This window comes from Winogradskyella sp. 266wxhm, assembly GCF_058964685.1.
On the sequence record NZ_CM179559.1, the window covers coordinates 3,896,182 to 3,917,836 of the forward strand.

21 protein-coding genes are annotated in these 21,655 nt (G+C 33.7%); 14 read left to right on the forward strand and 7 right to left on the reverse strand.

Annotated features, from left to right (window positions below):
* Positions 1-201: 201 nt before the first annotated feature.
* The 4 genes from AC2H4K_RS17600 to ytxJ form a co-directional block, all read right to left on the reverse strand.
* Positions 202-2,049 (reverse strand): glycoside hydrolase family 13 protein, encoded by a 1,848-nt coding sequence (locus tag AC2H4K_RS17600; protein WP_281141002.1) that lies wholly within the window; start codon positions 2,047-2,049, stop codon positions 202-204.
* A 193-nt stretch (positions 2,050-2,242) separates the two neighbouring features.
* Complete coding sequence (locus AC2H4K_RS17605; RefSeq protein WP_281141003.1) at positions 2,243-3,544, reverse strand: M20 metallopeptidase family protein; 1,302 nt, start codon at positions 3,542-3,544, stop codon at positions 2,243-2,245.
* Between the two features lie 74 nt (positions 3,545-3,618).
* Complete coding sequence (locus tag AC2H4K_RS17610) at positions 3,619-4,209, reverse strand: Crp/Fnr family transcriptional regulator (protein ID WP_281141004.1); 591 nt, start codon at positions 4,207-4,209, stop codon at positions 3,619-3,621.
* Positions 4,210-4,316: 107 nt separating this feature from the next.
* Positions 4,317-4,694 carry a bacillithiol system redox-active protein YtxJ gene (ytxJ, locus tag AC2H4K_RS17615; RefSeq protein ID WP_281141005.1) on the reverse strand — a complete coding sequence of 126 codons (378 nt, stop codon included), beginning with the start codon at positions 4,692-4,694 and terminating at the stop codon, positions 4,317-4,319.
* Between the two features lie 405 nt (positions 4,695-5,099).
* Here ytxJ and clpB point away from each other — a divergent pair, with 405 nt between their 5' ends.
* Together clpB and AC2H4K_RS17625 are read left to right on the forward strand one after the other, a co-directional pair.
* Entirely contained in the window at positions 5,100-7,706 is a 2,607-nt protein-coding gene (gene clpB / locus AC2H4K_RS17620) for an ATP-dependent chaperone ClpB (protein WP_281141006.1), read from the forward strand.
* Positions 7,707-7,862: 156 nt separating this feature from the next.
* A complete protein-coding gene (locus AC2H4K_RS17625; RefSeq protein WP_281141007.1) occupies positions 7,863-8,258 on the forward strand; it encodes a hypothetical protein in 396 nt (131 codons plus the stop codon).
* A 98-nt stretch (positions 8,259-8,356) separates the two neighbouring features.
* Here the strand turns inward: AC2H4K_RS17625 and AC2H4K_RS17630 are convergent, their stop codons facing one another.
* A complete protein-coding gene (locus AC2H4K_RS17630) occupies positions 8,357-8,968 on the reverse strand; it encodes an OmpW/AlkL family protein (RefSeq protein WP_281141008.1) in 612 nt (203 codons plus the stop codon).
* Between the two features lie 358 nt (positions 8,969-9,326).
* Here AC2H4K_RS17630 and deoC point away from each other — a divergent pair, with 358 nt between their 5' ends.
* From deoC to AC2H4K_RS17650, 4 genes are all read left to right on the forward strand, one after another.
* Positions 9,327-9,989: a deoxyribose-phosphate aldolase gene (gene deoC, locus AC2H4K_RS17635; protein WP_281141009.1), complete on the forward strand. Its 663-nt coding sequence runs from the start codon at positions 9,327-9,329 to the stop codon at positions 9,987-9,989.
* Positions 9,990-10,015: 26 nt separating this feature from the next.
* Positions 10,016-10,714 (forward strand): purine-nucleoside phosphorylase, encoded by a 699-nt coding sequence (gene deoD / locus AC2H4K_RS17640; RefSeq protein WP_281141010.1) that lies wholly within the window; start codon positions 10,016-10,018, stop codon positions 10,712-10,714.
* 70 nt (positions 10,715-10,784) lie between these two features.
* Positions 10,785-11,201 carry a hypothetical protein gene (locus AC2H4K_RS17645; RefSeq protein ID WP_281141011.1) on the forward strand — a complete coding sequence of 139 codons (417 nt, stop codon included), beginning with the start codon at positions 10,785-10,787 and terminating at the stop codon, positions 11,199-11,201.
* Positions 11,202-11,277: 76 nt separating this feature from the next.
* On the forward strand, positions 11,278-11,790 hold the full coding sequence (locus tag AC2H4K_RS17650) for a SixA phosphatase family protein (protein WP_281141012.1): 513 nt from the start codon (positions 11,278-11,280) through the stop codon (positions 11,788-11,790).
* Here the strand turns inward: AC2H4K_RS17650 and AC2H4K_RS17655 are convergent.
* On the reverse strand, positions 11,780-12,541 hold the full coding sequence (locus AC2H4K_RS17655; RefSeq protein WP_281141013.1) for a DUF6503 family protein: 762 nt from the start codon (positions 12,539-12,541) through the stop codon (positions 11,780-11,782). The two genes, AC2H4K_RS17650 and AC2H4K_RS17655, sit on opposite strands and share 11 nt — an antisense overlap.
* A gap of 110 nt (positions 12,542-12,651) precedes the next feature.
* On the opposite strand from AC2H4K_RS17655, the gene smpB reads away from it, so the two are divergent.
* The 3 genes from smpB to AC2H4K_RS17670 all read left to right on the forward strand — a co-directional run bounded on the left by smpB (position 12,652) and on the right by AC2H4K_RS17670 (position 16,300).
* Positions 12,652-13,107, forward strand: coding sequence for an SsrA-binding protein SmpB (smpB, locus tag AC2H4K_RS17660; RefSeq protein WP_281141014.1), 456 nt, complete (start codon positions 12,652-12,654; stop codon positions 13,105-13,107).
* A gap of 119 nt (positions 13,108-13,226) precedes the next feature.
* The gene (locus AC2H4K_RS17665; RefSeq protein ID WP_281141015.1) at positions 13,227-15,692 is read left to right on the forward strand and encodes a DUF5686 and carboxypeptidase regulatory-like domain-containing protein; all 2,466 of its coding nucleotides are present in this window, start codon (positions 13,227-13,229) and stop codon (positions 15,690-15,692) included.
* 83 nt (positions 15,693-15,775) lie between these two features.
* The gene (locus AC2H4K_RS17670; protein ID WP_281141016.1) at positions 15,776-16,300 is read left to right on the forward strand and encodes a hypothetical protein; all 525 of its coding nucleotides are present in this window, start codon (positions 15,776-15,778) and stop codon (positions 16,298-16,300) included.
* Position 16,301: 1 nt separating this feature from the next.
* Here the strand turns inward: AC2H4K_RS17670 and AC2H4K_RS17675 are convergent, their stop codons facing one another.
* Positions 16,302-16,943: a protein-L-isoaspartate(D-aspartate) O-methyltransferase gene (locus AC2H4K_RS17675; RefSeq protein WP_281141017.1), complete on the reverse strand. Its 642-nt coding sequence runs from the start codon at positions 16,941-16,943 to the stop codon at positions 16,302-16,304.
* A 154-nt stretch (positions 16,944-17,097) separates the two neighbouring features.
* On the opposite strand from AC2H4K_RS17675, the gene AC2H4K_RS17680 reads away from it, so the two are divergent.
* The 5 genes from AC2H4K_RS17680 to AC2H4K_RS17700 all read left to right on the forward strand — a co-directional run bounded on the left by AC2H4K_RS17680 (position 17,098) and on the right by AC2H4K_RS17700 (position 21,646).
* Entirely contained in the window at positions 17,098-18,057 is a 960-nt protein-coding gene (locus AC2H4K_RS17680) for a Gfo/Idh/MocA family protein (RefSeq protein WP_281141018.1), read from the forward strand.
* An 89-nt stretch (positions 18,058-18,146) separates the two neighbouring features.
* The gene (locus AC2H4K_RS17685; protein WP_281141019.1) at positions 18,147-19,037 is read left to right on the forward strand and encodes a 3-hydroxybutyryl-CoA dehydrogenase; all 891 of its coding nucleotides are present in this window, start codon (positions 18,147-18,149) and stop codon (positions 19,035-19,037) included.
* Positions 19,038-19,054: 17 nt separating this feature from the next.
* Positions 19,055-19,690 (forward strand): M23 family metallopeptidase, encoded by a 636-nt coding sequence (locus tag AC2H4K_RS17690; protein WP_281141020.1) that lies wholly within the window; start codon positions 19,055-19,057, stop codon positions 19,688-19,690.
* Positions 19,691-19,693: 3 nt separating this feature from the next.
* Positions 19,694-20,932, forward strand: a complete 1,239-nt coding sequence (locus AC2H4K_RS17695) for a DUF1015 domain-containing protein (RefSeq protein WP_281141021.1) — start codon at positions 19,694-19,696, stop codon at positions 20,930-20,932.
* Positions 20,933-20,977: 45 nt separating this feature from the next.
* Positions 20,978-21,646, forward strand: coding sequence for a YggS family pyridoxal phosphate-dependent enzyme (locus tag AC2H4K_RS17700; RefSeq protein ID WP_281141022.1), 669 nt, complete (start codon positions 20,978-20,980; stop codon positions 21,644-21,646).
* Positions 21,647-21,655: the final 9 nt, after the last annotated feature.

Genomic DNA, 21,655 nt, shown 5'->3' on the forward strand with positions numbered 1-21,655 from the left:
CTATATCTGTTAAAAGGCAAACTTAACTTTTAATAAACTATAAGTCAATACGTAAAGTCCGTACATTTTAAACAAACTGCTCTAAGTCCATAACATTAATCGTATCATGGCTGGTATGCGCCACCACTACTCCTTCTCGTATCACTAAAAGTTGAGCTACAATAAATTATAACCCATTAGTATATGCCTTTTTCTTATAAACTACTGACAGGCTTTTAATATCATTCCCCATTTATTTGGAACTATTATTTTATCGCCATCAAAAACAGTTTCACTTAATAAGTCTACCATACAATGAGTTCTCAACTCTGGAATATCTAAAATGAATTCTTCACCTCCATTGTTGATGGCAACAACTATGCTTTCACCTTCATATTGGCGTTCAAAAACAAAAATACCTTTAGCATCATTCGTAAATACTGTTTTATATGTACCTTGTTGTAGTGAAGGGTGATCATTTCGTATAGAAATGAGCTTTTTGTAGTGATTAAATAAAGAGGTATTGGTTTCAACCTTATCTGGTTTGTGAGTAGAACCATCTGCATTAAAAACTTCATCTTCATACACAATATCATCCCAAATCATCGGTTTTCTACAATCCGGATCATTACCTCCCCACATTCCAACTTCATCACCATAATAAATCATAGGTGCGCCTACGTAGGTCATTTGCATAATGGCAAACAGTTTTTGCAAATCAATATCTTCTTTTTGAGGTTTCCGTGTGGAATAATTAGGATTGTTTCCTGCTACCGAAGCATTAAAATATGTTCCCCAGTTTCTAAAATTTCCAATTCCCCTATCACGATTTACAATGTGTGAACCAATTCTATTAGAATCATGACTACCAAAAAGGTTTTGAGAAACATAAGCCACACCTTCAGGATATAAGTCTCTAAGAGCTTTTAATTTTTGAGCATATGTACTCGCATTAATTTTAGTAGAATCTGTATTGAAAAAGAATTCTGCTGAGGCAAATGCAAAATTATAGTTCATTTCTCCATCAAACTCATCTCCTTGCATATATGGCGTCACTTTTTCTGGATCATCAACAATTTCAGCTGTCATATAAGCTTCAGGGTTAATTGATCTAACATGTTTTCTCCATTTTTTCCAAAATGGATGACCAATACAGTAGGCAACATCTAGTCGCCATCCGTCTATGCCGTGTTCAATACCCTTGTTTTGAGGATTCATCCAGCGTTGGGTAGCATTGAAAATATATTTTTTAGGACCTTCTACAATTCCTGTACTATCTTCTTTAAATTCTGGAAGCGATTTTACTCCAAACCAGCCTTCATAATCAAATTCAGTTCCTTTTTCTTCATCATTCCAAGACTTAATCATAAACCAATCCTTGTACGGCGAATTCTGTTGGTTTTTTACCACATCCTGAAAAGCAAAACTATTGTAACCTAAATGGTTGAACACACCATCAAAAATGATTTTCATATCACGGCTATGCGCTTCATCAATTAATTGCAAGGCTAGTTTATCAGCACTCGTCCAAACCCAAGTAGATGGATCCAAAGGATTTTCAGATGCTATTAATTTCCTATCACCTTCTGGATCAGGACCAAAATTAGGGTCTATATGATGGTAACTTTCGCCATCATATTTATGTAACGAGGGCGACTGAAAAACGGGATTTAAATAAATAGCTGTGATGCCTAAATCTTGTAAGTAATCTAGTTTATTTATAACTCCCTGTAAGTCTCCTCCATAACGTCTTCTTAAAATATGTTTCCACAATTCAGGCTCTCCGTTTGCCTTCTCATAGTCTTGTAAGGCATACCAATCGCTTCCCCATGGATGAACCTCCCATTCTTTAGGTAGTTCTTTAGGATCCGCTCCTTTTAAATCGTTTATTGTCGGATTATTAGTTGAGTCTCCGTCTCTGAAACGCTCTGGAAAAATTTGATACCATACCACGTTTTTAGCCCATTGAGGAACAAATTCTTTATTAACTTTAGATTCTGGTGGATTATTACATGCAGATAAAAAAAGTATTGATAATAGAATACATATCTGGTTGTAGGTGTATTTCATGTTTTTAGTTTAAATTGTATACATCGCTAAGATATAATTACGTTTGAATGAACTATGATACTTGATAAGCGAAGTTCGCCATTTTAAACCAAAAGGCAATACATAAGCTTAAGTAGTTTTAGATATATTACCTAAAAACTATAGTGTTAATACCTATGAACTGTTGTATGCAATCGCTACAACATTTAATAATTTATGATTTCAGTCTTTCTATAATCATTGAAGAAAAAAAGTTAACTCCAGAGGCTATACTATTTTCATCAACCGCAAAATTTGGCGAATGTGGCATGGAAATTATACCTTTTTCAAAATTAGATGCTCCCATTAAAAAATAGACTCCCGGAATTTCACGTTGAAATAATGAGAAATCATCACCACGGCCATCTGGTATAGCTCCGTAAAGAGGAAGAACATGTTCATTTCCGTAAATTTTACCAATTGAAGCCATTGCTGATGAGGTTAATTGAGCATCATTAAGAACTAATGAGGTTTCATAATAAAAAGCACCATTAATAAATTGATCTGCGTAGTCAGAGGCTTTAAATGTCTTTTTTATTTCGCTTAAAAGTATGTCTAGCTGAGTTTCTTTTTCTGCACTTAGGTAGGCTCTTATCGAAATTTCGTCATCATTTTCTTTAACCGCAATATTAGTGTTAACAGTAACATAGCCTTTAAAAATGGTATTAGGATTACCTAGTCCAATATTAGGGTCTAATAAATTTCTATTATCCCAGAATTTACTGTCAGCTGAAACATTCTGAAGGTTTAAAAGTAAATCTTTTGTATAGTTAATCAGCTCTGTGTTATTCTCAACGTTTTTAAAAGTAAGTTCAATTCCCTTATAATCCGCATATGGGTTTCTTGCCTTGGTGCTAATCATCCCTTCAGACATTGGTGCAATATGTAATGCATAGATTTCGTCTGGACTTATTATATTTAGTAAGCCATCATTTAACATAGCTTTTGCTCCCTCCCAATTTTCCTCTGCTGGCTGAAAAATAAAATAAATGGTTCCTGTTAGGTTTTCTTTTAAACTTGTTAATACATTTGCTATCCCAAGCCCAATAGTGGTATGCACATCGTGTCCGCAAATATGTCTTACTCCTTCATTTTTTGAAGAAAAGTCAACAACATCAAGATGGTCAGAAGCTAGTGCATCAATATCAGCTCTCCATGCAATCCCTTTACCTTTTTTGTTTGTTCTTAAAATTCCAACAACACCATAACCTCCAACACCTGTATGTACTTCTAATCCTAATGACTTAAGATAAGTTGCTATTTTAGTTGAAGTCCGTTTTTCTTGCTCAGCTAATTCAGGATAGGTATGAAAATCTCTTCTGATGCTCACCAAGCTATCAAAGATAAGTTCAGTACGTGTCTTAACTTTTTCATGAATATTGCTATCTACTGTTTTGCTTTGCGCAAATATTAAGGAAGGTAGATAAGCTAACTGTATAACAAGTACTATTTTGATAAGTTTTTTAATTGATGTCATTTTTACAATATTTTAAATTACACTGTAAAATTGCAAATCAATAATGAAGTGAACCTGACACATTTGTGACAATTTTACTTTTTAGCAATTTTTTTTCGTATTCTACTTAATGATTGTCTTTCAATACCTAAGTAAGAGGCTAAATGAGTTAAGCTTATTCTATTAATAATATCAGGATTGTCATGTATGAAGTTTAAATACCTTTGCTCGGCATTTTCAAACAAAAAACTTTCCACTCTATCAGTTTGCACTGTCAAAACATACTCCGCAATTAACCTTCCATACATTTCATTGTTTTTAAATTTTTTGTATCCTTCTTGTATATCTTGGTAAGACAATTCAATAATTACGGATGGTTCAAGGCACTCCATGTAATATTTTGTTGGTTTTTGCCTTATAAATGCAGGATAATCCGTTGCATATTCATTTTCCTTAACAAAGCCAGTTGTTATTTTGTTACCTTTTTCATTGATGTAGTATCTTCTTAATAAGCCTTTACACACATAACCCATATGTTTTTGAACTTCCCCTCTTTTTAAAAAAAAGTCCTTTTTACCTAGTTCTTTAATCTCTAACTGTGAGCGTAAAATCTCTAACTCCTCTAAGCTTAAATGAGTAAATAGTTTGAGATAAGAATCATAATATGTTTTGAATTTCTCTTTCAAAAATCGAAGTTTATTTTAGCTTATCATTTACTTTAAGATATAATTCCGTTCTCATTAAATTATAGATATGTATAGTAATTTTTAACTAAACACAATTTCTCATATACTTAAATAAACTTCTCTAAATCCATATCAATAATCCCACCATGGCTCGCATGCGCCACCACTACTCCATTTCGTATCACCAAAAGTTGTGGAGACTCGTGCATCACCTGGAACTTGTAACCCACTTCGTTAGACACCTCTCTATAACTCAGCAAATCCAAATAATACAAATCGGTATTTAAGTCCAAATCATAGGCAGCTACAAACTGGTTCATCACCATTCTGCTAATCCCACAACGCGTAGAGTGCTTAAAAATAAGCTGCGTTTTCCCTTTAGATTTCTCTTCAATAATATCCAATTGGTCTATGCTGTTCAAAGCAATCCAAGGCAGTATTTTTTCTTCTTTAGGCTCAGATGAGCCAAACAATTTTTTAAACATTTTAAATCTATTTTTTAATGTCAGTTCGAGTGAAATGCGCAGCATTATGTATCGAGAACCTCCATGACCTCAAAACCACATTATAGCAATCTCAAACATAAAGTTCATCCGTATCTACTTCGGGTCTAATTCAGGTTTAAGTCGAGTTTAAAGCGTATCAATCTTGGGTCATACCCAGATATAACCACAACTAATCACAGACAAAAAGTCACTACAATACTAATAAAACCAGTCATTTTGTCGTTTTTGTCTTACCAAACATAAATGGTAAGATAATTGCCTAAAGGTAATCAAACAGAATAATAAATTAAAACAATAAAGGTGTCATTCAGAGCGTAAGCGAAGAATCCTTCAACAGATTGCCACGTCCTACGTCCTCGCAATGACACTAAAACAAAATACTATATGAACTTTAATAATTATACCATAAAATCGCAAGAAGCCATACAGCAAGCACAACAGCTTGCACAAGGCTTTGGTCATCAACAAATAGAAAACGAGCACATATTCAAAGCGCTATTCGAAGTTGATGAAAACGTACTACCATTCATCCTTAAAAAGCTGAATGTTAATGTGTCTTTATTACAACAAATATTAGACAAAGAACTACAGAGTTTTGCTAAAGTCTCTGGTGCAGAGCTAATGATTTCCAGAGAAGCAAGTAAAGCCCTCAACGAAGCATCGATCATCGCCAAAAAGATGAATGATGACTACGTATCTATTGAGCATTTAATCTTGGCAATATTTAAGTCTAACAGTAAAATCGCCCAGATTTTAAAAGACCAAGGCGTTACAGAAAAAGGACTCAACTCAGCCATTGAGGAACTGCGTAAAGGAGATAGAGTAACGTCTCAAAGTCAAGAGGAAACCTATAACTCTTTAAATAAATACGCTAAAAACCTTAACCAATTAGCACAAGATGGTAAGCTAGATCCAGTTATTGGTAGAGATGAAGAGATTCGTAGAATACTTCAAATCCTATCACGACGTACCAAAAACAATCCTATCTTGGTTGGTGAACCTGGTACTGGTAAAACTGCCATTGCAGAAGGTTTAGCACATCGTATCATAGATGGTGACGTTCCTGAGAACCTTAAAGACAAGCAAATCTTTGCTTTGGATATGGGAGCATTAATTGCTGGCGCGAAATATAAAGGTGAGTTTGAAGAGCGACTTAAAGCCGTTATTAAAGAAGTAACCACTAGCGAAGGTGATATCGTCCTATTCATTGACGAAATCCACACCCTTGTTGGCGCAGGTGGTGGCCAAGGTGCAATGGATGCTGCAAACATCCTTAAACCTGCTTTAGCACGTGGCGAACTGAGAGCTATTGGTGCCACTACGCTAGATGAGTACCAAAAGTACTTCGAGCAAGACAAAGCATTAGAAAGACGTTTCCAAAAGGTAACGGTAAATGAGCCAGATACAGAGAGTGCCATTTCCATCCTTCGTGGTATTAAAGAAAAGTATGAAGCACATCACAAAGTGCGTATCAAGGATGAAGCTATTATTGGTGCTGTAGAGTTATCAAACCGATACATTACCAATCGTTTCTTACCAGACAAGGCGATTGACCTTATGGATGAAGCAGCTTCTAAATTACGTATGGAAATAAACTCTAAACCAGAGGAATTGGATGTCCTGGACCGTAAGATTATGCAGCTTGAAATTGAGCACGAAGCTATAAAACGTGAAAAGGACGAAACCAAATTAAAAGCCTTAAAAGCTGAATTGGCTAATCTTAAAGAAGAACGTAACGAGCTTAATGCCAAATGGAAGTCTGAAAAAGAAACAGTTGAAAACGTTCAAAACATAAAGCAAGAAATAGAAAACTATAAGCTTGAAGCTGAACGAGCAGAGCGTGAAGGTGATTATGGTAAGGTTGCAGAAATCCGTTACGGAAAGATAAAAGAAGCCACAGAAAAGCTTGAAGCGTATCAAAAACAACTGGCAGAACAACAAGAAACAGCCTTAATTAAAGAGGAAGTTACTTATGAAGATGTCGCTGATGTTGTTGCCAAATGGACAGGAATTCCTGTAACCAAAATGATACAAAGTGAGCGCGAAAAGCTTTTAAAACTTGAAGACGAATTACATAAGCGTGTGGTCGGCCAAGAAGAAGCCATTGAAGCCGTGAGTGATGCTGTGCGTCGTTCTAGAGCTGGTTTACAAAACCCAAATAGACCAATAGGATCATTCTTATTCTTAGGTACAACAGGTGTTGGTAAAACAGAATTAGCAAAAGCACTAGCAGAATACTTGTTTGATGATGAAAATGCCATGACGCGTATCGATATGAGTGAATATCAAGAGCGTCATGCGGTGAGTAGATTAGTTGGTGCGCCTCCAGGATACGTTGGCTATGATGAAGGTGGGCAATTAACCGAAGCTGTAAGACGTAAGCCTTATTCAGTAGTATTGCTAGATGAGATTGAAAAAGCGCATCCAGATACCTTTAACATCTTATTACAAGTATTGGATGAAGGACGTTTAACAGATAACAAAGGTCGTATTGCAGATTTCAAAAACACCATTATCATCATGACCTCTAATATGGGAAGCCATATCATCCAAGAACGTTTTGAAGCTACAAAAGATATTCCATCTGCGATGGAAGCTGCCAAAGTAGACGTTTTAGGTTTGTTGAAACAAAGTGTAAGACCAGAGTTCTTAAACCGTATTGATGATGTCATCATGTTTACACCTTTAACCAAGGAAGACATTGTTTCTATTGTAGACCTTCAATTGAAAGGCATTACAAAAATGATTGCTCATCAAGGTATCACTTTTGATGCTACTCCAGAAGCGAAAGCTTATTTGGCAGAAAAAGGATACAATCCAGAATATGGTGCAAGACCAGTAAAAAGAGTCATACAGAAAGAAGTATTAAATCAATTGAGTAAAGAAATATTAGCTGGCAAAGTAACTACAGATAGTATAATTCTTCTTGATGAGTTTGACGGACAATTGGTTTTTAGAAATCAAGGAGATTTAGTGGTTGAAGAATTGTAATATCTGTAACAATTTTCAACGCAAACAGTCTTTATAATGATTGGTTGGTAAAAGCAACACAAATTTTGAGCAATTAAAAGGCGTGTTGCTTTTTTATGTTGTTTTTTTTGAGTACATTAATATGATAATTCTGTGTGTAAATAAAATCAATTTGTTATGGGAATATTTAAGTACTATGACATTGGTCACGCTGAGGTTTTTGTTTTTGACGACTTTCTCATTAAACAAGTAAAAGAAGGAGTAATCATTGATTTGAAAGAAACCGATGCCTTGAAAGAAGTTTTGGAAGAAAACTTTAAAGGTAGAAATGTAGCTTATATTTCTAATCGCATGACCTCTTATTCTGTTAACCCTTTGGTTTACAAGGAAATTGAAAACATCTCAAATTTAGTTGCGATTGCAATTATTCCCAACAATCACTTAAAAAAGTCTAATGCGGAATACGAAAAGCAATTCTTTAAAAAACCCTTTGGTGTTTTTGATTCTCTTGATGAAGCCATTAAATGGGTGCATCACATCATCTCTAAGGAAAATTCTGAAATCCCTGTTTAGTACTTTTTTCCTTAGACCAACCCTAAAGATTTAATTAAAAGCAAAAAAGAGTCTCATTCTGAGACTCTTTTTCAATTACTATGAAAATTAAAGTTGGTTTAAAACTTCATACCAACCCCTAAACCAATGATTAATGGATCTATATCAACCTCAACAGGCAAAGTAGCATCTCCTAAATCAACATCTACGTCTGTCGATAGAAATAATTTTTTGATATCTAAGTTTAAAAACCATTTATCGTTTAAATTATAATCTAAACCAGCTTGTAATGAGAAACCAAAAGAATTCTCATAATCCATACCAGCGACATCACCTTCATCAACACCATAGAAGAATGTATAATTTACACCTGCACCTACATAAGGTTTAAAATTATCTGCAAAGAAGTGATACTGTAAGTTTAAAGTTGGAGGTAATGACCAAACATGTCCCAAATCTGTGCCTTCAACATCTACATTGTGTTTTGTTGTTCCCAAAATAAGTTCTGCAGCAATGTTTTTGGTAAAGAAATATGTAAAATCTAATTCAGGAACAAAAGATGTACTTATGTCTACATCTGCACCATCTATATCATCACTAGGTGATGGAATTACAGAAATAAGCCTAAATCTAGCTTGCCATTTATTATAATCTCCTGTTGATTGTTCTTCTTGAGCTTTAACACTAAACGTAAAACCGATTGCTAGTACAAATAATAGTATTTTTTTCATGATATAATTAAGTTATTTATTTCCGTCAAAAATAAACGTCTCAAATACCATAAATACTGATAAAAATCAGGTTTTAAACCACTATTTTTAATTAAAAAAGCACATTTTAAGTCTTACTTTTTTTGTTAGTCTATCTTATTTAAAATGAGTCCATTTAAAAAGTTATTAACAATAAATCGATGAAATGCATAATAAAATTAAAAATGCAGAGTTACTTTTTAACGAAGAAATCATTAATTTTGTCGAGCTATTAATTCCAACATAACTTAAATTCTATTAAGACTTGTTATAGAATTCCCTCAATTTCTGGGAGTTACTATGGCTGATAATTTTTATAACCCTATTTTAAAGATATATAATGGAATTAAACCAGTATTTGGACCACACTTTATTAAGTGCCTCTGCCTCTGAATCAGACATATTAAAACTGTGTGAAGAAGCTATTAAATATAATTTTTACTCCGTATGTGTTAACAGCTGTTATGTACCCATAGCAAAACAAGCTTTGGGCAGATCTAATGTTAAGATTTGTACCGTTGTAGGATTTCCTTTGGGAGCGATGTCTACAGAAGCTAAAGTCTATGAAGCTAAAAAAGCTATTGAGCAAGGAGCTAGCGAGATTGATATGGTAATAAACATTGGCCGTATGAAAAGCCAAAACCATGTTGCCGTTTTAAAAGATATTACCGACGTAAAACAAGCCATTGGTCTTACTCCTCTAAAAGTAATTTTAGAAATCAGTGAGCTTTCTAAAAATGAAATTGTAAAAGCATGTGAAATCTGTATTGATGCTAAAGCCGATTTTGTAAAGACCTCAACAGGTTTTTCTAAAAGTGGTGCGACGCTAACTGCAGTAAAGATTATGCGTAAAACCGTAAGAGACCATTTGAAAATAAAAGCTTCTGGTGGTATTAGAGATGCAGAAACTGCATTAAAATATATTGATGTTGGTGTGGATAGAATAGGAACTTCATCAGGTGTTGCAATGATGGAAGATTTACCATCTTATTCGTCTTATTAATTATTCTTTATATGTAAATTTACGGCATGAGTGTACACATTGGTGCCAAGAAAGGCGATATAGCAGAAACTATTTTATTACCTGGAGATCCATTACGAGCTAAATGGATAGCTGAAACTTTTTTTGAAAACCCTATTTGCTTCAATGAAGTAAGAGGCATGTATGGTTATACAGGTACATATAATGGGAAACCCATTTCAACCATGGGAACAGGAATGGGTATTCCTAGTATATCAATTTATGCCAATGAGCTTATTAAAGATTTTGGTGTAAAAAATCTTATTAGAGTTGGTAGCGCAGGATCATATCAAAAGAATGTAAAAATCAGAGATGTTGTCTTAGCTATGGCTGCCTCTTCTACATCTGGTGTTAACGAACTTCGATTTGGTGGTGCAGACTATGCTCCTACTGCAAATTTCGATTTGTTTATCAAAGCTGTTGAAGCTGCAAAGGCTAAGAATATTCCTATTCAAGCTGGTAATGTATTATCTTCTGATGAGTTTTATGAAGACGATATGGAGTCCTATAAAAAATGGTCTAAGTTTGGTGTACTTTGTGTTGAAATGGAAGCTGCTGGCTTGTATACCGTAGCTGCAAAACACAATGTTAATGCTTTGGCAATTCTAACCATTTCAGATTCTTTGGTTACTGGTGAAAAAACAACCAGTAAGGAAAGAGAGACTACATTTAGAAATATGATAGAGATTGCATTAGAGCTCGCCTAGTTTTAACATTTTTTGATGCAACCTTTTCAATTTTTTACGTCTTACTAATATGATCAAAGACTAAACTATTATGAAATTAAAGTACTTGTTCCTACCTTTTCTGCTATTTCTTTTAACCAACTGCTCTAAAGATGACGATAATTCAAGTAATGATTTAATCGTTGGTAAATGGCAACTCGATAAAATTATTCTTAATGGTTTTGCAGGTCAAACAGAAACTTTATACAATCCCGAAGATGTTATTTATAAATTTTATTCAAATGGAACCTTAGAAATTATAAGTAACATTTCAGATATTAATTCTGAAACAATGAATTATTCTATAGAATTGGATTGTTTGAATTCAAATTGTGACAATAATGATCAGATGTATGAATTTTTATTCTTAAATGGTAATAAAAACGAATTTTGGATTGAGGAAAATACTCTTAGTTTTGGCACAGCTTATGTCGATGGTTCTACTTTTGTTTTAAGTCATTTGCAATAGACATTTAACACTCTTTTAAAGATAAATTGATTTTTTATAGCCTATTTTTGAGAGGTTTAACAAATCATCTTTCAAAATGAAATCTCTGTTCTTTAGTCTGCTATTTTTACTTTCATTCAACATTTTTGCTCAGGAAACACCTGAAAAAGAACAGAAAGTCACGACCTACTATCTCATTCGGCATGCAGAAAAAGATCGTACAGACAAGTCTAATAAAAATCCTGACTTAACAGAAGCTGGACATAAAAGAGCCAGAAATTGGGCAACCTATTTTAAAGATATTGAGTTTGACGCTGTATATTCAACAGATTATAACCGAACTAAACAAACCGTTTTACCAACAGCTGAATCTAATAATTTAGATATAGAAATTTACAACCCTTTTACCATCAAAATCGATAGCTTTTTGATGAAAACAAAAGGAAAAACAGTTCTCATTGTTGGCCACAGCAACACTATCCCTAAATTTGTAAATCAACTAATTGGCGAAGAAAAATATAAAGACATAGCTGATGATAATAATGCTAATCTTTATATCGTAAAAATTAAAGAAGGTAAAGCTATATCTGAATTAAAAGTTATTGAATAATTTTAACTTTTACATTTTCCAATTCTATTTTAGATAATAGTTCTAGTTGGTTTTGTTCAAAAGCTTTTACTAAGTCTTCTAGTCGAATAGATTTATTTTCAGATTTAAAATTATTGTAGTCTACAAAACGTAAGTCATCAATAAAGCGTTCGTTATAAGCTTCCCTAAAACGCATTCCAATACCACTATCTTCTTTGTATGAATATGCTAGATAATCAACTTTAAAAGTTTTCTGGTTAACCCAATACACAAATACATCATCAAAGTCTTCTCCGCCTCCATCTTCACTAAAGGTCACTTTAATTTTATAATAGCGCTTTCCATTTATGGTGTCTTCACCAAATAACGATTTATTTACAGCCTTATCATTCAAGCCATAAGGTAAAACCGAAAAATAATGTACAGAATTTACAGATGCTGAGTATCTAGGCACCATTGAATCTTCAACCGCAGTTATGTTCTCGTTCACCAATCTTTCAAATCCATTATTACTCAAGATATCAACAATTGTATCATTATCTTTTGTGAATTTTCTTTTAAGCTGAAACTTACCGTTATTTCGCTTTGCCGAATAGAACATATCCCTAAAATCAAAACTAATAATAGACTTATCAAATTTTGATCCTCCTGAAACTTCAATAGATTTATCAACGATTTCATTGGCTGTTAAGTCTTCAACATTAGAGCTCTTAGTATTTTCTTTACAAGCCACTAAACTTAAACTCACTACTAAAACTAAAATATATTTCATGTCAATTCTTTAAGTGAAACTGTCGTAAAATTAAAAGTTTGTTTACACACCTTCTTAACTTTTTACTTATTACTTTTAACTTCAAACTATATCGATTACCTTTGCGGACTATGCAAAAAACAGTTAACATACTTAATAAGAAGGCCAAATTTCAGTACGAAATATTAGATAAATACACGGCTGGAATTGTACTTACTGGCACTGAAATAAAATCCATCAGAGCGAGCAAGGCTTCTATTGCAGAAAGTTTTTGCGAGTTCAATGAGCACGGTGAACTGTTTGTTATTAACATGACCATTCAAGAATATATTTTCGGAAATTATTACAACCATAAACCAAAAGCTGAGCGCAAACTTCTTCTTAATAAGCGCGAACTAAAAAAACTCGAAAAGGAGGTTAACATCAAAGGAAATGCAATAATTCCGACACGTCTTTTTATTAATGATAGAGGCCTTGCCAAACTTGAAATTGCGCTGGCAAAAGGTAAAAAATTGTTTGACAAAAGAGAGGTTATCAAAGACCGTGACAACAAGCGAAACCTAGACCGTATTAAGAAAAGTTTTTAATAACTTTAAGATTGCTATAACTTTAGGCATTGAGATTTTAGTCTATGTTTGAAACATTATAGGCAACCATTCGTCAAAGAATTGCGTCTATACAAATACAAACCATCAATCAATACACTATGCTAAAAAAACTACTTTGCCTTACATTCATTTCTTTATTTTATTTTTCATCAGCTCAAATTGTAGGTACTGTTAAAAGTACCAAGGGAGAACCGCTTCCATTTGTAAACATCCTTATAGAAAACACCTATAAAGGAACTACCAGTAATGACGACGGTTATTACGAGCTTAACATTACCAAGCCAGATACCTACACTATTGTTTACACGTATCTTGGTTATAAAACCGTAAAAAAGAAAGTTGCTGTAAGTGATTTTCCTTATGTTATCAATGTAAATTTAGAAGAAGAATCAGTTTCTTTAGGCGAAGTTGTGGTTAGTGCAGAGGACAATCCTGCAAATGCCATTATGCGACAAGCTATAGCTAAACGAAAAGAAAATCTTGAAAAAATAGAATCCTTCAAAGCAGATTTCTATTCAAGAGGTTTAATCCGAATTAAAGATGCGCCCGAAAAAATACTCGGCCAAGAAGTTGGGGACTTAGGCGGAGGATTAGACTCTACCAGAAGTGGTATTATTTATTTATCCGAAACCATTTCTAAAATTCAGTTTTTACAACCCGATAAACTAAAAGAGAAAATCACAGCATCTAAAGTTAGTGGTGATGATAACGGCTTTAGCTTTAATAGCGCTTTGGATGTCGATTACAATTTTTATAATAATACGGTTGAATTTGGTAATCAAATCGTTTCTCCTATTGCGAATAACGCCTTTACCTATTACAAGTACAAGTTAGAAGGCATTTTTTATGATGATAGAGGTAATCTTATCAATAAAATAAATGTAATACCAAAACGAAAGAACGATCCTGTTTTTTCTGGTTCAATTTATATTGTTGAAGATCAGTGGACCATTTACGCACTAGAATTAGATATTACAGGTGTGCAAGCTCGTATTCCTGCCGCAGACTTAATTACGTTGAAACAAAGTTTTTCCTATTCTGAAAAAGATAATATTTGGCCAATTATCTCACAAAGTATAGACTTTAAGTATGGTATTTTTGGTATAAAAGGAGATGGACGTTTTACGGCTGTTTATAGCAATTATGAATTCAATTTACCTTTAACACGAAAGGATTTTGGTAGAGAATTGGTTGCTTTTGAAAATGAAGCGAACAAGAAAGATTCGCTATACTGGGAAAGCATTAGACCTGTACCTTTAACAAAAGAAGAGCGAACAGATTATACAAAGAAAGACAGTATACAGATTGTAAAAGAATCGAAACCTTATTTAGATTCTATAGACCGCGTCAATAACAAATTTAAACTAGGTGATATCTTAGGCTACACCTATCAAAACTCGCATAAAGATTATCGTTTAGGGTTTAATATGCCGATTACTGGTGTCCGATTCAATACCGTTCAAGGTTATACGGCGAAAGCTAACGTATTTTACACAAAAAACTATGACGAGTACAAACGTTACTTTAATGCCAGTGCAAGCATTGAATATGGTTTTTCGGATGAACGATTAAGAGCTACTGGGTCTTTAAACTACAAGTTCAACAATACCTCTAGAGCTTTTCTTTCGCTTTCAGGCGGCGTGAGTGTTCAACAATTTAATCCTGCAGAGCCAATTTCACCATTAATCAACTCCGTGAGTACTTTGTTTTTTGAAGACAACTATATGAAACTTTACGACCGTAGTTTTCTTCAACTTAATTATTCCGAAGAATTATTCAACGGTTTTAGACTTTATGCTGGTTTAAGCTACGAAAGACGAAAAGCATTATTCAATACTACAGACCAAACATTCTACAATGATAAAGATGATGCCTATACAAGTAACAACCCGTTAGACGAAACAGCATTCGGTATTGCTCCTTTTGAAACTCATAATATTGTAAAAGCTAATGTTTCGGCTCAAATTAATTTTGCTCAAGAATATTTTAGCTATCCAGATAGTAAGTTTAATGTTGGTAATGAAGATTATCCAACTTTAGTGTTAAGCTACGAAAAAGGTTTAGGAGCTACTAATAGTGATTATAATTTTGATCAAATCAAAGCAAGACTATACCAAACCTTTAGTATTGCAGACAAAGGAAGATTTAGGTACAACATTAGAGCGGGAAAATTCTTTAATGCGGATGATATTGCTTTTATGGATTACCAACATTTTAACGGTAACCAAACTCATGTAAGCACCTCTGGCAGTTACACCAATGTGTTTAATAATTTAGATTATTATACTGCAAGCACTAATGATTCTTATTTAGAAGCACATGCAGAACATGACTTTAATGGTTTTTTACTTGGAAAAGTACCAGTATTGAATAAATTGAACTTCAATTTGGTTATCGGTGCGCACTTACTTTCTACTCCAGACATGAAACCTTACCAAGAATACACTATTGGTGTAGATAATATCGGTTGGGGAAAATGGAGATTTTTACGAGTAGATTATGTACGCTCTTACCAAAGCGGATTCCAAAGCGATGCTATTTTGTTTGGATTAAAATTCTTTTAAATTTACATAATTGTATTCCTGCTTGTCATACTGAGCTTGTCGAAGTGTAAGCAGGAGTCTAAAACTCTAGATATTTGCCAATTATGAAAAAACTACTATTAATTTTTACACTTATTTCGTTTAGCGTTTCTGCACAAGAAACCGAAAAAAAAGATTATTCTAAGAATGTAGCAACATTAGATAGTACTATTGAAAGTTTATATACTGTAATTTCTGGTGACAAAGGTTTTAAACGCGATTGGGCTTTATTCAAACATTTATTTCACAAAAAAGCAAAACTAATTCCAACGGGTAAAACTGAAAAAGGTGAAACAATTTCACGCTATATGACACCTGAAAGTTATATTGAAACCTCAGGCGAATGGTTAACACAAAATGGATTTCACGAAAGAGAAATTTATAGAACCGTTGAAACTTTTGGAAATATAACGCATGTATTTAGCACTTACGAATCTTACAGAACCAAAACGGACGACAAAGCTTTTATGCGAGGTATAAATAGTATTCAACTAATGTATGACGGTACGCGTTGGTGGATTATAAATATCTTTTGGTTACAAGAATCTAAGGAAAACCCAATTCCTGAAGCCTATTTACCTAAAGGTTAAATTAATTTTTATCCTCTAGAAGCGGTACAAATCGGAATTCGCCAAACTCATGTTTTTCGAATTCCTTTGCTCCTTTTCGAATAAACAACGTCATTGTTTGAACATCATCACCAACAGGAATTACTAAACGTCCTCCAATTTTTATTTGACTCATTAAAGGTTTAGGAACAAAAGGTGCACCTGCGGTAACAATTACACTATCAAAAGGTGCTTCTTCTGGTAAACCTTTATAGCCATCACCAAAAATTAGTTTTTTAGCTCTATAGCCTATTTTAGGTAAAAACTTAGACGTTTTTTTAAATAACTCTTGCTGACGTTCTATACTAAACACTTTTGCTCCAAGTTCTAGCAAAACAGCAGTTTGGTAACCACTACCTGTTCCAATCTCCAAAACTTTATGTCCTGGTTGAATCTGTAATAATTCCGATTGAAATGCAACAGTATAAGGCTGCGAAATGGTTTGATCTGCAGCAATAGGAAACGCTTTATCTACATAAGCATGGTCTATAAAACCAGAATCCATAAATAAATGCCTAGGGATTTTGCCAATGGCTTTTAAAACCTTTTCATTTGTTATGCCCTTTTTTATCAGTGTATCAACAAGTTGTTGACGCATGCCCTGATGCTTAAATGTATCTTTCAAAGTCTAGTTTAGTTTCAGGCTAAATTAATTCATAGAATTACAAGTTCAAAACCAGATTGTCAAACTTTATTAAATTAATAATTCCGCAGTATTTTATATTTTCTTTTTTAACTTTCTAAAGGAAAACGATTATTTTTGAAAAAAACAGAAAAACATGCTAAAAGCTGGTGTTCTAGGTGCTGGTCACCTTGGAAAAATTCATTTAAGACTTCTTAAACAATCCGAAAAATATGAGCTTGTAGGGTTTTATGATGCCGACCCTGAAAATGCAAAACGTGTAGTTGAAGAGTTTGATTATAAATACTTTGAAACTATTGATGAATTGATTGATGCTGTTGATGTTGTGGATATTGTAACTCCTACCCTTTCGCATTATGATTGTGCGAAACAAGCTATTAAAAAAGGAAAACACATTTTTATAGAAAAACCAATTACTAATACCGTAGAAGAAGCTGAAACTATTAGAACTTTAGTGGCAGAACATGGTGTTAAAGGACAAGTTGGTCATGTAGAGCGTTTTAATCCTGCGTTTATTGGAATAAAAGACAAATTGGAAAATCCAATGTTTATTGAAACCCATCGCTTGGCAGAATTTAATCCTCGTGGTACTGATGTTCCTGTAGTTTTGGATTTAATGATTCACGATATAGACATTATTCTAAGTGTCGTTAATTCACCTGTAAAACATGTTTCAGCAAGTGGAGTTTCAGTTGTCAGTGATACTCCAGATATTGCTAATGCACGTATAGAGTTTAAAAACGGTTGCGTTGCCAACTTAACAGCTAGTCGTATTTCGCTTAAAAATATGCGAAAAACACGTTTCTTTCAAAAGGACGCTTATATCTCTGTAGATTTCCTTGAGAAAAAATGCGAAGTGGTAAAAATGAAGGATGCTCCAGAAAATCCTGGTGATTTTGATATGATTCTTCAAAATGCAGAAGGTATCAAAAAACAAATCTATTTTGATAATCCTGAAATTACTTCAAACAATGCCATTTTAGATGAATTGGAAACCTTTGCAGATGCCATTAACAACAACACAAAACCAATTGTAACATTGCATGATGGTACAGAAGCTTTGCGTGTTGCAACCATGATTATTAATCAGTTTTAAGACTGAATTTAAGTGGTCATTGAGGCTCTCGAAATGACCATAATTTTAATTCTCCGTGACTTCGAGAGCCTCAGTCACCAAAAAATATTATGAAAAACATAGCAGTAATAGGCGCTGGTACTATGGGAAACGGAATTGCCCATACATTTGCGCAATCAGGATTTAAAGTAAAACTTATAGACATCAGTGAAGCGTCTCTAGAAAGAGGCTTGGCAACTATTTCTAAAAACTTAGACCGAATGGTCTCTAAGGAAAAGATTACCGAATCTGATAAAGAAAGTACCTTAAATAACATTTCAACTTTCACTAAAATTGAAGACGGAGTTAAAGATGTTGAACTTGTTGTAGAAGCTGCAACAGAAAATGTAGATTTAAAACTTAAAATCTTTAAGCAACTAGATGAAGTCTGTGGTAAAGACACTATTCTAGCTACAAACACGTCGTCTATATCTATTACACAGATAGCAGCAGTAACTTCTAGAGCTGAAAAGGTTATTGGTATGCACTTTATGAACCCTGTGCCAATTATGAAATTGGTAGAAATTATTAGAGGTTACAACACAAGTGACGAAGTTACTAATACCATTATGGAGTTATCTAAAACTTTAGGTAAAGTACCGACTGAGGTTAACGATTATCCTGGTTTTGTGGCTAACCGTATTTTAATGCCAATGCTTAACGAATCTATTGAAACACTTTACAACGGTGTCGCTGGAGTTGAAGAAATTGACACTGTAATGAAATTAGGTATGGCACACCCAATGGGTCCATTACAACTGGCCGATTTTATTGGCTTAGACGTTTGTCTTTCCATCTTAAATGTTATGTACGATGGATTTAAAAACCCTAAATATGCTCCTTGTCCTCTATTGGTAAATATGGTACAAGCTGGAAAACTTGGTGTAAAATCTGGTGAAGGTTTTTACGATTATTCTGAAAGCCGTAAAGCGGAAAAGGTTTCTAGACAATTTGCTAAATAGAAATTGTAAATAATTTAATGACTCGATTTTCCTTATGTATATTGACCCTATTGATATTCTTTTCATGTAAAAATGAAAAAGCTATTTCAATAGAAGGTTTCAGTAATACTGGAGAATACATGGATTATAGTCTAAAGATTGAATTTGGTCAGGATATTGATTATATAGAGTTATTTGATAAAAATCCCTCATACATTTCAAACGGTTTTGATTTCCCTGTTGGAAAGCCAAACGCAAGAGGCTATTACAATGCCCAAAAATTTCAAGAAAACAATCATTTAGGTGATGATTGGAATGGTAATGGCGGAGGCAATTCTGATTTAGGCGACCCAATATATGCAATTGGTAATGGCTATGTTAGCGTTGCTGAAGATTTGAAAGGTGGATGGGGAAATGTGGTCAGAGTTATTCATTTGTATGATGGAAAACTTTATGAATCATTATATGCACATTGTGATTCTTTATACGTAGATCAAAAGCAGTTTGTAAAAAAAGGTGAACAAATTGCAACTATAGGAAACTGTAATGGCGCATATTATGCACATCTTCATTTAGAAATTAGAGATGAGGTAGGTTTAGATATTGGTGGCGGTTATTCAACTAATACTGACGGTTATCTAGATCCTTCAGCTTTTATTGAAAAAAACAGATAGAAATTGGCAAAAATTATCCCATTCAAAGCAGTAAAACCTACAAGAGCCATGGTTGGTCTTGTGGCCTCACGTCCTTACCAAAGTTATACGCTGGAAGAACGTGAGTCTCGTATGGGCTATAATCCGTTTAGCTTTTTACATATTATAAACCCTGGTTATAAATACGATCAAGAAGTAACAGGAGAAGAACGTTACAAACTCGTCCGAAATAGATATCTGGAATTTAAGGAAGATGGTATTTTTGTTCAAGATGAAAAACCTTCGTTCTATGTGTATAAAATAGTTAATAGACATGGACAAGAATTCAATGGTATCATTGCTGCTACTAGTGCCGAAGATTATGAAAAAGACATTATAAAAAAACATGAAGATACCATTGCCAAACGGGAGCAAACTTTTAAAACCTATCTTCAAACCGTAGGTTTTAATGCTGAACCTGCTTTACTCACCTATCCAGATAATGCTGTAATTGCTTCAATTATTGAAGAAACTCAAAAAGGTTATGCTGAATTTGAGTTCACTATGACTTATAGAGATACCCATTACCTTTGGAAAGTTGATGATGAAGCTACCATAGCTATAATTCAAAAAGAATTTAAGGCTATGGAAACTATTTATATTGCGGACGGCCATCACAGGTCTTCATCGTCCTATTTACTTTATAAAGACGAAAAAGCGAAGAATCCAAACCATAATGGCAGTGAATCTTACAACTTCTTTATGTCTTATCTTATTCCTGAATCTGATTTAGTAATCTATGAATTTAATAGATTGGTTAAGGATTTAAATGGACTCACAAAAGAAGAATTCTTAATAAAGTTAGATGAATTCTACCGAATAGAGAACAGAGGAACGTTACCTTACCAACCATCAAAACCACATCATTTTAGTATGTATTTAGATGGTGAATTTTATTCCTTATATTTACGTAAAACACATTACAACTTTAAGACTGCGTTAGATCAATTAGATGCTCATCTGCTTTACAAAACCATTCTTCAACCTATTTTAGGTATTAACGATTTAAGAAACGATAGCAGAATTGAATACGTTAATGGTCGTCATGAAATGATTACCACAAAAAGTAGTGTTGATAGCGGAGCATTTTCCGTTGGATTCGGAATGTGTCCATCTAATGTAGAACAAATGAAACAAATCGCTGATGAAGGCTTAACAATGCCCCCAAAGAGCACTTACATTTTACCCAAATTACGAAGTGCCATCACGATTTACGAATATTGAAACTAATTTATTTCTGAAAAAGAAATAACAAAAGACCTAAGATTAATGAGTGTAAAAGATAATCTCAAACACATAAAATCTCAATTACCAGACCATGTTACTTTAGTTGCTGTTTCTAAAACCAAGCCTGTTTCTGAGCTTATGGAAGCCTATGATGCCGGACAACGTATTTTTGGTGAAAACAAAATCCAAGAAATGGCCGAAAAACATGAACAAATGCCTAAAGACATTCAATGGCACATGATTGGTCATGTACAAAGAAACAAGGTAAAATATATGGCTGAGTTTGTTAGCTTAATTCATGGTGTAGATAGTTTTAAGCTTTTAAAAGAAATTAACAAACAAGCCGAAAAGTACGATAGAGTTATCAATTGCTTGCTTCAAATAAAAATTGCTGAAGAGGATAGTAAATTTGGTATGTCTAAAAATGATGCCGCTTCTCTACTCCAATCTGATGAATTTGCAGCTTTAAAACACATAAAGATTGTTGGAGTTATGGGCATGGCAACATTTACTGATGATATGATGCAAATTATTAAAGAGTTTAATAATTTAAAATCTGCATTCGATAGCTTAAAAAGCTGGCAAACCGAAAACTGTCACTTAGAAACCGTTTCTATGGGAATGAGTGGTGACTACCAATGGGCTATTGAAAGCGGAAGTACCATGGTTAGAATAGGAAGCAGTATTTTTGGCCCTAGAAATTATCACTAAAATTAGTGT

What these genes read in the sequence shown, in the direction of transcription:
- AC2H4K_RS17600 (WP_281141002.1), bottom strand. Translation starts at nt 2,049, where the DNA reads ATGAAATACACCTACAACCAGATATGTATTCTATTATCAATACTTTTT.
- AC2H4K_RS17605 (WP_281141003.1), bottom strand. Translation starts at nt 3,544, where the DNA reads ATGACATCAATTAAAAAACTTATCAAAATAGTACTTGTTATACAGTTA.
- ytxJ (WP_281141005.1), bottom strand. Translation starts at nt 4,694, where the DNA reads ATGTTTAAAAAATTGTTTGGCTCATCTGAGCCTAAAGAAGAAAAAATA.
- clpB (WP_281141006.1), top strand. Translation starts at nt 5,100, where the DNA reads ATGAACTTTAATAATTATACCATAAAATCGCAAGAAGCCATACAGCAA.
- AC2H4K_RS17625 (WP_281141007.1), top strand. Translation starts at nt 7,863, where the DNA reads ATGGGAATATTTAAGTACTATGACATTGGTCACGCTGAGGTTTTTGTT.
- AC2H4K_RS17630 (WP_281141008.1), bottom strand. Translation starts at nt 8,968, where the DNA reads ATGAAAAAAATACTATTATTTGTACTAGCAATCGGTTTTACGTTTAGT.
- deoC (WP_281141009.1), top strand. Translation starts at nt 9,327, where the DNA reads ATGGAATTAAACCAGTATTTGGACCACACTTTATTAAGTGCCTCTGCC.
- deoD (WP_281141010.1), top strand. Translation starts at nt 10,016, where the DNA reads ATGAGTGTACACATTGGTGCCAAGAAAGGCGATATAGCAGAAACTATT.
- AC2H4K_RS17645 (WP_281141011.1), top strand. Translation starts at nt 10,785, where the DNA reads ATGAAATTAAAGTACTTGTTCCTACCTTTTCTGCTATTTCTTTTAACC.
- AC2H4K_RS17650 (WP_281141012.1), top strand. Translation starts at nt 11,278, where the DNA reads ATGAAATCTCTGTTCTTTAGTCTGCTATTTTTACTTTCATTCAACATT.
- AC2H4K_RS17655 (WP_281141013.1), bottom strand. Translation starts at nt 12,541, where the DNA reads ATGAAATATATTTTAGTTTTAGTAGTGAGTTTAAGTTTAGTGGCTTGT.
- smpB (WP_281141014.1), top strand. Translation starts at nt 12,652, where the DNA reads ATGCAAAAAACAGTTAACATACTTAATAAGAAGGCCAAATTTCAGTAC.
- AC2H4K_RS17665 (WP_281141015.1), top strand. Translation starts at nt 13,227, where the DNA reads ATGCTAAAAAAACTACTTTGCCTTACATTCATTTCTTTATTTTATTTT.
- AC2H4K_RS17670 (WP_281141016.1), top strand. Translation starts at nt 15,776, where the DNA reads ATGAAAAAACTACTATTAATTTTTACACTTATTTCGTTTAGCGTTTCT.
- AC2H4K_RS17680 (WP_281141018.1), top strand. Translation starts at nt 17,098, where the DNA reads ATGCTAAAAGCTGGTGTTCTAGGTGCTGGTCACCTTGGAAAAATTCAT.
- AC2H4K_RS17685 (WP_281141019.1), top strand. Translation starts at nt 18,147, where the DNA reads ATGAAAAACATAGCAGTAATAGGCGCTGGTACTATGGGAAACGGAATT.
- AC2H4K_RS17690 (WP_281141020.1), top strand. Translation starts at nt 19,055, where the DNA reads ATGACTCGATTTTCCTTATGTATATTGACCCTATTGATATTCTTTTCA.
- AC2H4K_RS17700 (WP_281141022.1), top strand. Translation starts at nt 20,978, where the DNA reads ATGAGTGTAAAAGATAATCTCAAACACATAAAATCTCAATTACCAGAC.